This is a genomic window from Pseudomonas sp. FBCC-B545 (genome assembly GCF_059134095.1).
In genome coordinates, this window is the sequence record NZ_CP101441.1 from 1,566,210 (window position 1) to 1,579,436 (window position 13,227).

Sequence of the window (13,227 nt, forward strand, 5' to 3'; positions counted from 1 at the left end):
TATCACTCCACTAGGGGCGTTGACCAACGGGTGACTTCCCAGATATGAGATATCTTAAATTTAGGCATTATATAATATCATTTATGTCCCAGTTTCAAACACTGCTGCGATTTCTCTATCAATCTCTTCCACACTCGGAAGGTCTATCATTAAGCTCTGGCAGTCAATAGTTCGAAGGCGATTCAATAGGCCTAGGGTTTTGAGATTCCCCGCTCCAACAATCTTTTCATCGCTCCCAGCAAGCAAGTAGAAAAGTATTACCACTTCGTAGCGCGTAAGTTGTGATTGGGCATACTGCGCGTATTGAAGTGAGTTTTTGCTCGTCCTACATATGTTCGCAATATATAGGATGGTGCTTAAGTAGCCATCCAAAAATTCACCGTGTTCAGCCAGGATTCTCTGGAGTGCGGCTGTGTAGTGGCGTTGGCGAGACTTAAATGAAATTTTGTAAAAGTTGACGCTGCCTGTCGCCCGCAATGCCTCTCTTACTGATTGACTCTCTTCGCCGCGAGATCCTATATAGTCTTTTAGTCGCTCCCAGCGCTCATTAAAGTGCCCTTGTGACGTAATGTCAGCAATAAAGGCAGCGCGATCCTCTTCGAACGTCTCGATCCAGGACGGCCCATTAATTGCAGCGAATAATTTTGTATAGTGAACATTCGCTACTTTTTCCGGCTCTGTGCAGAAAAGCATACGACCAATTTCGACTGCCTCGCCAGAAAGCTCCTTGTAAAATTCATCTACAATATACTTAAGGCTCTTATGGGCTGAGAATTCTTTGCCTCCTGTGGAGATTGAGCTGTTTTGGATTCTGTACTGCAGGGAATCAAATAATTTGTAGAAGATGCTGTCTTCATTTTGGCGTCTGAATTGAGCTTGAGTGAGGTATGTTGTATAAGCCAGTACAAGAAGTGCAAGGCTTCCATATATGCCACTAAAATACGAACCAGCCTCTCCCCAGCGCCCATGCTGATCTGTTAAGCCGCCGTGGAATTTCGAAAGATAAAGGATTGCCGGGGCTAGAACAATTACAGCTAGAGAAAATGCAATTATTTTGTTTTTCAATTTTGTGAGTTCGCTATGGGTGTTAATTTAATCTTAACGATTAATGTAGGCGTTGGGAGTATTGCCTTATTGAGCTAAAGTACCCCCCGGCTATGTTTCCAATAGGCATGTTTCTACGCCTATCGAGTTTTGCTGGATGCACCGCATGAGATGCTATATCAAAGATCAAGGCACGGGGCAGATGCTGGGCGATGACCGTTCGTCACGATCCCAATACGACACCTATTTTAATGCCCAATCAGTCATTCAGCCCTGATAATGCTCATAGGCCCCGTCGCTCGGGTTATGTGAGCTCCCAATAACCTTCGTCTCGCTTAGTGATGCCTGCACGCTGGTCAGGTTTGTGGCGGTGCCTGACGACGTAGAACAAGTCACGGAATACCTTCGACACATCGGCGATGTAGCTGTGGCCTAAGCCGAACATGTCTTTACCCGCTACAGATACATCCACGGTGGACAGAGAGCTCATGACCAGTGGCGGATTGGCGTCCCCTGCCCGGGGATAACTGTGAACGAATCTGGACACTGCAATCGCTCTATCATGCCGCGAGGCGTAGAGCGTTACTTGTTCAAAGGTATCGAAGACCTGTCCAATTTGTTTGAACCGGCTGGTGTCCACGTCTGGCGCCGCCAAGATGATTTGATGGATAGAGGTCGTGCCAGGCTTGTGCTTCCAGTTTTCCAGAACCGACAGGAGCGCTCTATTGCCCATGCTATGTGCCACGATGTGCAGGGCTGACAACCCCAGCTGCTCTGTCACATGAGTCAAATACTGCCTGAGATTGGCTGCTGACCAATCTACAGTCGCTTCATCGGCGGGGTAGCCCCCTGGCGTACCCAGTGACGCCCAGGAGAAGCACAGCATCAGGCCTGGGAATTTCAGGTCGTGGCAGAGCTGTGCTGCACGCCACAGCGCAGCATCGAAGCCGACGTTATAGCCGTGGATGAAGAGCAGGCCCTCTTTCTTCGAGGGATCCTGACCTATTCCTTGATGGCTCAGATATTCCTTGGCGCTTGTGAACCACGCATCTAAAGCCAGGAGCGCATTACTGTGGACGACGATGTGCTTGTTGGGATTGCCCTTTGTCTGGGTAGGCCACAGCCAGGGTCGTTCAAGCTTACCCTCACGATGTATATGAGGGATAGAGACCTCAGCAACGCCGTAGGCGATTGTGCCTCCGCTTCTGAACCCACCAAATTTCACTGTGCGGCTAGGCTCCTGCAGACGATCCGTCCCGTAAAAGATTGGATAGGTCGTGTAAATCTGTTCTACAGGTTTCCGGCTATAGCAAACTTCGGAGCTGTAGTCATACAGCAAGTCGTCAGGGGCCTCTCTAGAGAATATCCCGTATTCTTGGGGCGGGTGAAGCTCCTGTGGAATATCGACCGCTTCCTCTAAAGCTCTCTTGTAATCAGTATTTTTGACTACCGACAAAATGCTAGCTCCGCTGGGCACCCGGGCGCTCAGAAATGCCTCTACATCAACGGCCCTTTGTCCCAGGCTGATGTCATCAACTCGTTTCAGAAGATCTTTAAAGGTGTCGATTGCGTATCGCCCCGTGATACGGGCCTGAAGCACCTCAATCAAGGTATCAGGTGGACTGTTTCTCCAGCAGAAAAACAGCGTACTTGAGCTGATCACCCGATGGCTGGAAGACCCCGCTATAGCGTTCATACGAAGGATCGCGAGTGCAATTTTGAGCTCGTGCAAAGTCCGTTTTGGCTGTTCCATGATCCAAGCCCTCGTGAGCGAAACGAGCACTGTAAGGTGCAGTTCTTACGGTTGGCAACCCAGCTCCAGGCAGACCTAGATAGATCACGCGAACTGGGCTTCCCTTGCGCAGCGCCAAGACGCTCTGCAGCACTCCAGCCTCCCTATACCCGCGCCCGCAACATCTGGCTGACGGGTTCCCGATTTCCCTCTCTCAGAGAAGCCATCCTCATAGATCCCTTTGTTGCTGGCTAGGATACTAAGAGAATGGCTTGTCTAAAGTGTGCTCAGATGTGTGGGTCTCTGATCTATGAGGGCAGGTACTCCATAGAGCAGAAGTAGCTAGTGCACTGTTCTATCAAGTTGTGCGAATTTAATTTTTAATGATTTTAGGGATTCCTGCATGCCCCATTCGTTATACAATTTTTCAGCCTGCTCATAGTGCTGTTGAGCAAGCAGGTCATCGCCCAGTTCTTTACAGACAAGCGCGGAGCTAGCTAGGACATTCGCTCGAAGCTTCGGATATACGTTGTTCTCCCGCTCAAGAGCTAGCTCAAAGTTGGCTTTGGCGGAAGCGAGATCGCCTTCGTCTTTGTCCACGAGGCCGATATTTAAAAGTGCTGCAGCTTGTGACCGTCTATCGTCTTCCTGGATGGATAGGTCATAGGCTTTTTTATTGTACTCGCGTGATTTTGGCAGGTTTTTGAGCCTCTGGTAGATGTTTGCACTATTGCCATAGTGCTTCAGCAAACTTTTTGAATCTTCCATCATTTCTGCTAGGTCGATGGCCTGGCCCAAGATGTCCAATGCTTGACTAAGTAGGCTCTCGTCATTGGAGATTTCGGCCATATGCTTCAGGCGAATAGCAAGATTTGTCAACAAATTGGATTTTATGTAGCGCAGCTCTTTCTTTTCAATGTCGCTGTTTGAGTTGTTCAACATCTCGTCCAATAACGACTTGGCCTCGTAGAAATATTTTCCAGATAGCTCCGTGTTTTCTAGGTTTTGATAGCAGCTGCCCAGTCCATTTAAGTGTTTGATTCTACCGATCTTGTGGTCAATGCTGTCGGATATCGCAAGTGCTTCTTTAAAGGCTTTAATACATTCGGGGAATCGCGCATTGTTCTTGTAAAGAAACCCAAGGTTGCCAAGTACCGCCTCTCGCTCTTTAGGTGTAATGTTTTTTTTGTTCAGACAGTCTTTGAATACCTTCTCGGCCTCTGGCAGTCTTCCTCGGTGCATTAGGCCAATTGCATAAAGGTTAGCCTCTTTGACGCTGTCAGGATCTAGGGTGGCCGCATGGGCGTAATAGATGTCGGCTTGGTCGGAGTTTAACAGAGTGTAGAGATTTGCAATATCAACGAAATCCTGCGCTGCCATGGTCTTACTGGCTTTGGCCAAGCTGTCCAGCAGCTCCTTGGCCTGGCTTATTTCGTTTTTTTCGATCAAAAGAATGACTTGGGTTTTGATTGTCTCGCCTGTTTCAAAAGAACGACCTAGGAGTTTCTCTAGCGTCTCCCCAATGACGGAGTTGTCAAATTTTGACAGCCAGCTACTCATGGCTGTAGCGGCTTTGATAATGCGTTTAGGTATTTCGGAGAAATGCTTGACTACAATGTCGCGCATCAATCTCAGGTCATCAGTTCCTGTAGACAAACCTTGTGTCTTGCGTAACACTGAGTTGAAGTCCAAGATGTTTTGGGTCGTAAACTTTACGCCTGGGCATTCGACTTTAATATTGCCGGGTCTGGCCTGGTTTAGCTTTAAGGAGAAAAAGAATAGCTCGTCAATTTTTTCGCGATTTTCGCTTTCGATCAAGCCACTTATCGTAGATTTGATTTTGCTCGAATCTATTCGAGAGCTAACTTGTACGCCTATTCGGTTGTCCGTGTCCAATAAGTCAATGGATTTGGTGTTTGGGGATATGTGGTTGATATTTGCCAGATTCCATTTGTGAGATGCATTCAGAATGCTAGCAACAAAGTCTTCGCTTATGATGTTCACGTCAACTAGTCCAGAAGTTGAGCTGGTTTCTATAAAAAGTTGGAGGAATGAAAAATGAGAGGTAATCTCTTCAATCAAAGCTTTTCTTTCCAGCATTTTCGATCCTTGAGTATTGGTGTCGTTGAAAAGCGAGAATAGCGATCCTACAAGCATTCGCCATCAAAAGGCCATCACTTCTCCCCAGCACATTTGCTCGATTCATTCGCACTCAAAAGCAGAGCTACACCTGCTGCCGGGGAGGATGGCTTCGCTCAAGGGGGGGCTGAGCGTCTTGGGTTTGAACGCTCGCACATCGAACCGCTGGTTTGTGGTTGGGGCACGGGTGGAAGATGGCAGCTCGCGTTTGATCGATATCGGGACTGGAAGTGGTCAGTCGTAGAAGCTCGTGGTTGCCGATGAGAACCTCACTCTGCCTAGTAGAAGGATCCTAGGAGGTCAAGGGAACCAAGAGTCCGGGGAGCTTGGGCCTGGAGTGAAGGCCATCACCGCCTCGAAATATCAACGAGCTCGAACTGGTCGAGCTCATCGCGACGATACCGACGGCTGAAGCATTTGGACTTAGATGCATTCCACCTGGCCGCACACATCTTTGACCTCAATGTTCAAGCAACCATCAGCGTGGTTTAGCTGGAAGCAGGGGGCCGTCGCGAATGGCCAGGTGTCGGTTCACAAGACCCTGTTTACGCAGCCCTGCCTCCTTGCTCGGCTCCATCCTCAACCAACTTGTTCCGGTCAATCGGGCGCAGATTTTTTATGAAGCTGGATACAGAATGTTCAGGCGCCCGGATCAGATCCAGCGCGTGGCCTTTGTGAGCGAACATGAGGACGCGGGCCATGCTCACGTAGAATTTGTACGTAGTGGCGACATCTTCATGCCCCATCTGGCTGGTTAGCGCTTGGGCCGCAGCCAGGTAGAGCACCTCCAGATTCTCCGTCATCAATCGGTCGCCGAAGAAGGCTATGAGGTACTGAGTTGGCCACCAGTGCCTGCTCTGGTAGAAATTGATGTGAGACCTGAAATTGCTGTCGATCTTCGCCGCGTCGTTCTTCGCATCGTGCGTTCGAGACGAAATCCGGTCGACGTCGACCGGTATCCCCCGGGAGGTCAGAAACAATACATCGGGCGGACAGTCATGTTTGAATCGCTTTTTGTAAAGCTGTCTACGAATGCCATAGTGGGGAATGATGTAGTTCTCTTCGAGAGCTTTAAGATCATCCATGTGTATGGTGATCTCACGATCCTTGCCTCCCTTGCTGTTGTAAACCGTGTACTGCGTGGTCACATCTCCCTTCTTCATATTCGAATACGGCATGATGTGCTTGTTCGCGGCATTGCCCAGATACGGGAACCTGACCAAGTCCATAGGCCGCATCGCGGTACCTAACGCGAGAAGAAAAATCGACGCATACACAGGATCTGAATACGATTGTAGGAGCAGCTTGATTTCATCGTCAGTGATCAAAAAATCATACTTTTTCTGCCGACTTTGTTTATCCAAGACCCGGATGTTTTTCGCGCTGATCCTCGACGTACCAATCCGATCGATGTAGCTGAGCATGCGCCCACTGCGGAAATTCGCCCGCCAGGTTCTGGTCTGCACATTGACGTTAGTCACATAACCATGTTCGTTCAGCCACCTGAAGAAAATCAGCAGTACTTTCGCGTCTTCGAAGATGGTCTCTGACGACGGCTTCGGGGAATTCCTTTTGAGCCGCTCAAGCTGCCGTTGTACCTGCCATCGGCAGATGTCTTTGTTGTCCGCCAAAGCATGGTAATAACCCAGATCCACGTTCTTCATTTTCGGTTGTGTCGACAGAAACCGGTAGAACATGGAAATAAGGGTGGCATGGCGTGTTGATGACGCCGTCGACGAACGAGTATGCTTGTACAGGAACAGGTTAGGGTGGCTCAAAAGAACCTGTTTATTCTTCTGATGGGCGATGAGAACACAGTGGGTGACCTGCATTCCCAGCTCCAGGCTGTTGTAGGTGACCTGCTGTGTCGTGATACGCAGGCCAGCAGAAGCTTTAGTCGGATTTGTTTTATCACTCACGATCAGTCTCCTACCTGTACTTTGAAAGAGACGATTTCGTCTAAGCCCCAGGTCATGCTGGGTGTGTCAGCACTATCGGCAGCCCGGATCTCCTGCTCGGGCAAAGCGTTGCGCTGATAAATGAACACTCTTTGCGCTTTACGCTCAGTGTCCAGCGGCATGTAGGGGACATGCAGCGATTTCTTGAAGGTGGAAGGTATGTGCTTGATGAAGTTGTTGATCTCCGCTCGGGAGAATAAGGGCAGGCGGATGATCAGGCAGGTCTCGTCCGGCAAGGTTGTATACCGCTCGGCGAACTTGTTGAACCTGGAAACGTACCTGTCTGCAAACAGCACCACATGGACATCGGGCATGGATGTGAACCGAGCAAATTTTTCCCTGATGGCTATGAGCTCTGCCTCCTTCGCATCCTCGAAATCATCCAGGCTCTTCGTGCGTTGGTAATGGATGCACAGCTGCTCGATGTCGACATCGTAGATGATCTTGTCCCGGCTCGATGCGCTCTCCAGCGGTGCTTCCCGCTGGAAGGATGTAGCAAGCTTGAGCTCCAGTAGGGCGTTTTTCTTCGTGAGCTCGACCGCGTGCAGGGTTTGTTTCTCCAAAGACTTACGCAACTGATTGCTTTCGAACATGGCGATGTCGTCGTTCATCAGCGTACTGACATGGCTGTTGATGGCCTTGGCAATCTCCTTGTCTCGCTCCACAAGAACCTGATCAAGACGTGCCTTCCATTTCGCGTCAGTGGCATTGATGGTGGCCTGGGTTTCCACCTTCGCCTTGGCCGCCGTGCCATCCACAAGCTCAGTCACATCCTTCTTGCCAGCGATATACGGCTTGAACTCGGAGTAGTAGCGATCCAAAGCTTGACGCGTAATGCCAGCGCGCTTAGCTACATCCTTCAGCTTGAGTTTGTGGATAGCTCCGGACGTGTAATGCGAGACGATGATGTCCTTGATGACCTGGCGGCGGTCGGCTTGAGCAGCAGCCTGTGCCAACAGAGCGTCTGCGCTACAGTCCTCTGGTACTGCTTGTACTGGGATATCGGCGTCGTTATGAACCTGCTTGACCTTAGACATGGCGCACCTCGATGTGCGTCGACGCTGAATGTCCGGTGCTGATGAGGTTATTCAGGTGACCTTCGCTCGTCGCAATACGACGCAGCAGCTCGGACTCCACTTTGGGTACGAGTTTCCCACGAGCGTTATCAAGTACCGCCTCGTAGAACTGGATGTTGTCAGTCAGGGCTTGCTTCGCTGAGCCCAGCATGACGATCTTTTTGCATTCCAGCTTGCAGTTGCCAGGGTCTGGCATGATCAAGCCCTCGTCGAACTGTCTGCCTTCCAGGCAAGGGGGCAGGTTCGACGGGGTGAAGCGCTCTCCGGAGAGGCAATACGTGCCCAAGGCGGTACGGCGGATGAAGAGAGGCTCGCCAGCCTTCAGCAGGTGGCTGACATACGAGACGATAGTCACTTTGAACTGCTGGCCTGCAAACTCATCTGGACGCTTGAGGATTTGCTTGTAGATACGCTGCGCAGCGGCCCCTGAATGGCCAAGCCGTAGGCCGGCAACGATGTCGTGAAATTCCCGGGCGTAGTTCTGCTCAATCGCCAGGGCGACGCTGCGCACCATGAGTGGATTTCGGGCAATGTACCGAAGCGTCATCGCATAGCTTTTGTGCCCGAACAACGCACGGATGATGTCGATGTTGCGTTCATCCCGGTTGATTAGGATCTCAGCAATTGTCTTTCTGAACCTGTGGCAATGCAGACGCTCGATGGGTAACGCATTTTTGAGCTGCTCAATCACCGAAGTGATCTGAGAGGGGGTGGCCCTGTTAACGACCTTGGTTGAGCGCATAGGCTGAAACAACCAGCCTTCCTTCACAAATGGAGGAATCGATCGCAACTGCTCATACTTGCGGATCATGTCTCCGACAAAACGGGGTAGGGGAAGGATGTCCTCTTCACCGTGCTTCGGACTGGCAGCGGTCTTCCAGCGAGTGATTTTCAGCCAGTAGTCGCCGTTATGATCTGTCGTAACATGAGAGAAATGCATCGCTGCCAATTCACCCTTGCGCGCACCGGTCACCAGAGCGACGAGGATGAAGATCGAGTTGCGAATGCCATCCAGAACCTTGCCGTAGCCAGTCACCCAGCTATAGGTAAGGTGCGGCAGGTCGTCCTTGTAATGTTCGTGCACCTTGGGCGACATCACTGTTTTTCCATCGACTTCGATGTAGCACAGAGATTCCAGCTCCGGCAGACGCTCCCGTCGAGTAACCACTAGGTCTTTGAGGAACGCAAACTTGCTTTCCACTAAATAATCTTTGAGCGCCTCCGCCTTCGGCATGACGCGTTCAAGCCAGAAGAAGGCGTATTCCATGAGAATCTCCAGATCCTCTTCCGAATACGCGATCCAGCTTTCGATTGCGCCGTTGAAGCGATTCTGTACCACTTCCTTTCGGCGCTCTGGGATGTCGATGTACTCTGATGAAACATCCAGCCGAAGCGCTTCTGGGAGCAGCTTCTGTTCGGATAACCTGGCCCAGAAGCGCAGATGCTTGAAAAGCGCGAAATAGTGATGCTTCGCCGTGCTGGCTTTGGCACGCTCAAACGCCTGGTTGATCATCGGCATCGAGATCAGGGCAATATGCTGAGGCTCGGCAGTGAGGCCGTTGTCTTCGAAGATGTACTGCTCGACGATCGCGTACTCGTTGCCAAAGGCCTTAGTCGTGGTGTTCGAGCGGATGTAACTAAACGGTGAAAACGCTGGGACTGTGTGATACGTCAGCGCGCGTTTGAGGTCATTAGAGCCCGGGAGTTCGCGATCAAACCGGATGTTGTTCGGATGCGCGTGAGGCCCGTGGGGCAATGACCACATGGTATCCCCGTAGCGAACACCGTTGCTAACCGGGAAGTCCTCGCCCATCTGGGCGATCTTGTTGGCCAATGACATCGATGGCTGTGACGCCTTGGACGTCAGCTCCTCTTGAAGTGCGTCAAGCTCCTCCAGAAGGGCCTCCGAGTAGTCTTCATCGATGTCATCCAGGATCGCTTGAGCGTCTGCATCGATAATATTTTGGGCGGCCTCGGTGTCTTCGGCTGCATCGGTGTCGTGGCCGGATTTGTCGCGTGCTTGCTTCGGCTGCCCAGGTTTTTTGGCTTTGGCTTTGGCTTCTGCTTTTGCTTCTGGTTGAGCGCGTTCCTGGCTGACCTCGGCAGTGGTCGCTGGCTGGCTTTGCTCGTCTTCGATCAGGGTGCCGTCAGACTGAATCGAGAAGGAGGTCAGATTTTTATTAGGCATTGTGCACTTCACTTTCAAAGATGATTTCCAACAGATCGAGGTCGCGCGGGAGCAGCGGGCCATTGTTACGGCGGTAGCGAGCGGCTTGCTTGATCTCGTCGTAGTCACCCCATTCGTCGAGGATGAACCTGATAGCTTCTTGCTCTTTCACAAACCGAGAAGAGAATCCGCCGGCGCCAGATTCCAGCAGCTCGCTCAGGTGCGCATCACGCTCCATCAGGTACGGCAGGGAGTCCTGGAAAATCCGAAGTTGAGAGCAGAAAATGCACTCCTTGATCTTCCAGCACTTCTTGCCGGTCGTGGCAATGATCTCGGAGCCGACCCAATTCGGCTTGGTTTGATCCGCGCAGCCCCACATCGCCTTGAGCTGACCCGGGATATGGAAAACCTTCCACATGGCTGCGGCCAGCGCTTGGGCATGCTTGCTGAGCATCCCTTTGAATCTGCGGGCTCGCAGCAGCTCGATGATGGCTTCCAGCTCACTACGCAAGCGCTGCAGGCGTTCCTGGTGAGCGACTGCAGAGTTGTCATAGAACATATCCGTCGTGTCCCGACTTTCATGGCCCATAGTCATGGATAGCAGGGCAATGGGGTTGTCCCGCTTCTTATAAAGCAGCCAGGTGGGGCGCAGGCGTCGAGTCAATTCACTGGCGCTCGTCAGTCTCTTGCCGTTCTCCACGACTTCGTACTGCTGAAGGAAATGTTGCACACAGACGCGGAACGTCTTGGGATGAGCGATTGAGGTCAGGCGGCCACCCCGGCTCCAGTCCTCTCGCAGGCGCAAGCAGAGGAACAGCGGATTCATCTGGTCTTCCGTCATGTCCACTGGGATCTGATCGATCGGGTAGGGGGACAAGGGAGCAGCCAAGTGTTTGGCCAGCCGGATCAGGTTGTAGAACGAGTAAGGATCATCGCCACTTGTGGGGATTTCAATGCGTTTAGCTGAGAAGTAAGGCTTGTCATTCCCCTGTGAACGCGTCTTCTCCGCGAAGACGACCTTCACTGCTTCATCAATGGTGCCGGTCAGGAGGTGCTCGAAATTGTCCTTATCCAGCGAGAGGGCTGTCTCTTTGTTCCACCCCGATTGGAACATCATGAAGAGCAGGATGGCGGTCATGTCGACAACTGTCGGGTAGTAGAAGCCAAGCACTTCGTCGACCATCGGCAGCTTGGCATCACGGTTCGCTGAGCTGAACCGGTGCAGAAGGATCTTGATAACATCCTGACACCCCGCCTCAATCGAGAGCAGGTTCACTCTGCGCAGCTCGTTGTAGAGGTAATCCAAGGACATTTCGAACGGATAGCCATGGGCTAGGAAGGTCTTGATTACGCGGTGATAGTCAGGCTGCCAGACGCTCATGGGGACGCCAGCGAGTGGGTCTTCGCTAGTGTCAAACTCGGGAAGGCTATGCACTTGTTGCTGGTAGATCGCCTTGAGTTCTTGCATCGCCGTGTCTGGAGTATTCGCAAGCTGGCGCAGCTCTGGATCCGTGCATTCAGCGAGCCGCTTCAGCCACACCTGTCTCCTTGGCTTGCCGTTATTCATCTGCTGATGGTGATAGGACTGCAGCATTCTGACACGAGTCCGAACTGGCGTGAGTTGGTTGTTGATCTCCTCGGCGGTATACAGCTGAGCGCTCTTCACCTCTTCGCGGAATAACAACTTGTCCCAGAGGACGTTGACGTGCGCAGTCAGTGCCTCCTCCAAGGAATTGAGGCCCTCGGCGGACAAAGGCGGGTTCTTGCCCGTCTTGGGCGGCAGGGGCACGATCGGCAGCGTCAGCAGCGGAAGCTTTCCGGTTTCTTCCGCTACGAGTTTGACTGCTGATTTGAAGATTTCCGGCTTAGCGGGCGTGTCGCCTAGGTCATAGACGTACTCGATGTAGCGGTTGAAGATCTCTGCGTTGATGTCCGTGTACATCTTGATGTGCAGAGGTTCAGGGTTGTTCGAGTTGTGAAGGTGCGCGAAGTCCACAAAGAGGCCGATGGCATCGCGTAGCAGGTAAGCTCGTGCGTGGTTTCTGGCAGGGCAATAAAGAAGGAACAACCAATGGAGGCATGCGCAGACGTTGCTGGTCGGATTGTAGTTCGGGTTGCTCAGGTATGAGCACGCCACCTTCCGGCCAGTGGAGGTCACTACTTCGGTAATGCTGTGGTCGAAGGCAGACATCAGTTGCGGCCTCCGGTGGTGCCGGTTTCTGAGTTGGCCTCTGTGTTGTTTTTTGTGGGCGACTGGCGCTGGACGTGGGATTGCCAGGCCTCCGCTACACGGGCCTTGAGGTCTTCCAGGGTGCCATCGTTGATTAGATGCACATCACCAGGTGCCTGGGCGACCCCGAGCTCTGAGGAGTGGGCATTGATCTTCTGCAGATTCGGTCTGGTGATGTGCCAGATCTCTCCGTTATGCGCCCGGAGAAACGCAGCTTCGTTCTCAAAGCGGATGTCCTTGAAGATGATTGTTCTCGCGTTAGCCGGGATCTGTCCGCGCGGGGTCGGTTTGCTGACAGGGCGGTGGCTGCGCAGGGCATCAAAGTCCGGGTACAGGTCGTAAGCGTGACGTTTAAGCAGCGCTACGGCATCGGCAGGGGAGAGGCCCCAGTAGCTGTCGAGAGTCGTGTAGGAACCTGAGTTCCAGATCTGGTCGTCGCTGAAATCGAAAATCGCCTGAGCTGCCAGCAGGAACGGAGCGTCCGGGACGCTGAGATTTGCGGGTGTTGCAGGGGGTTTTGGGCGCTCTGGGGGATTGATCTCCCTTGCAGCTCTCATTAGCCAATGGTCTGCGTTATGATGGCGCATCCATTCAGTACCCACCGTTTGAAAGAACTCGCGAGGCGAACGGCCCCAGAGCTCGATGGTTTCTTCCTTAATGTCGTCCTGCCACGCCTCTGCGTCTGTCAGGCCGAACAACGCTTGGCATCCCATTTTGAGTGGGTCAGCCAGAGCAAAGGCGGCTACCCCCGGGATGCTCAGAAGCATCGAAGCTACGGTGTCTTTGCCAGATCTGGCTAAGGCGGCTAGGCCGATAATGGTTCTCACGGTGGACTCCTGTTTTCGGCTCAAGCCTTATGATTCGGGGATTTGAGCACGTTT

At 52.2% G+C, this 13,227-nt stretch carries 8 protein-coding genes; all 8 read right to left on the bottom strand.

Annotation, left to right across the window (positions count from 1 at the left end; translation table 11 throughout):
* Nucleotides 1–81: 81 nt before the first annotated feature.
* Complete coding sequence (locus NMB39_RS07300; RefSeq protein WP_494339468.1) at nucleotides 82–1,065, bottom strand: hypothetical protein; 984 nt, start codon at nucleotides 1,063–1,065, stop codon at nucleotides 82–84.
* Nucleotides 1,066–1,348: 283 nt separating this feature from the next.
* Nucleotides 1,349–2,797: an alpha/beta hydrolase gene (locus tag NMB39_RS07305; RefSeq protein WP_494339467.1), complete on the bottom strand. Its 1,449-nt coding sequence runs from the start codon at nucleotides 2,795–2,797 to the stop codon at nucleotides 1,349–1,351.
* Between the two features lie 321 nt (nucleotides 2,798–3,118).
* Nucleotides 3,119–4,876 (bottom strand): SMEK domain-containing protein, encoded by a 1,758-nt coding sequence (locus tag NMB39_RS07310; protein ID WP_494339466.1) that lies wholly within the window; start codon nucleotides 4,874–4,876, stop codon nucleotides 3,119–3,121.
* A gap of 584 nt (nucleotides 4,877–5,460) precedes the next feature.
* Complete coding sequence (locus NMB39_RS07315; RefSeq protein WP_494339465.1) at nucleotides 5,461–6,834, bottom strand: site-specific integrase; 1,374 nt, start codon at nucleotides 6,832–6,834, stop codon at nucleotides 5,461–5,463.
* Between the two features lie 2 nt (nucleotides 6,835–6,836).
* A complete protein-coding gene (locus tag NMB39_RS07320; protein WP_494339464.1) occupies nucleotides 6,837–7,910 on the bottom strand; it encodes a hypothetical protein in 1,074 nt (357 codons plus the stop codon).
* Nucleotides 7,903–10,137 carry a tyrosine-type recombinase/integrase gene (locus NMB39_RS07325; RefSeq protein WP_494339463.1) on the bottom strand — a complete coding sequence of 745 codons (2,235 nt, stop codon included), beginning with the start codon at nucleotides 10,135–10,137 and terminating at the stop codon, nucleotides 7,903–7,905. Before NMB39_RS07325 ends, NMB39_RS07320 begins: the two co-directional genes overlap by 8 nt.
* Nucleotides 10,130–12,307, bottom strand: a complete 2,178-nt coding sequence (locus NMB39_RS07330) for a hypothetical protein (RefSeq protein WP_494339462.1) — start codon at nucleotides 12,305–12,307, stop codon at nucleotides 10,130–10,132. Before NMB39_RS07330 ends, NMB39_RS07325 begins: the two co-directional genes overlap by 8 nt.
* A complete protein-coding gene (locus NMB39_RS07335; RefSeq protein ID WP_308813386.1) occupies nucleotides 12,307–13,173 on the bottom strand; it encodes a deoxynucleotide monophosphate kinase family protein in 867 nt (288 codons plus the stop codon). Before NMB39_RS07335 ends, NMB39_RS07330 begins: the two co-directional genes overlap by 1 nt.
* Nucleotides 13,174–13,227 lie beyond the last annotated feature (54 nt).

Excerpts from the sequence above, each read along its gene's own strand:
- NMB39_RS07305 (WP_494339467.1), bottom strand. The coding sequence starts at position 2,797 with ATGGAACAGCCAAAACGGACTTTGCACGAGCTCAAAATTGCACTCGCG.
- NMB39_RS07310 (WP_494339466.1), bottom strand. The coding sequence starts at position 4,876 with ATGCTGGAAAGAAAAGCTTTGATTGAAGAGATTACCTCTCATTTTTCA.
- NMB39_RS07320 (WP_494339464.1), bottom strand. The coding sequence starts at position 7,910 with ATGTCTAAGGTCAAGCAGGTTCATAACGACGCCGATATCCCAGTACAA.
- NMB39_RS07325 (WP_494339463.1), bottom strand. The coding sequence starts at position 10,137 with ATGCCTAATAAAAATCTGACCTCCTTCTCGATTCAGTCTGACGGCACC.
- NMB39_RS07330 (WP_494339462.1), bottom strand. The coding sequence starts at position 12,307 with ATGTCTGCCTTCGACCACAGCATTACCGAAGTAGTGACCTCCACTGGC.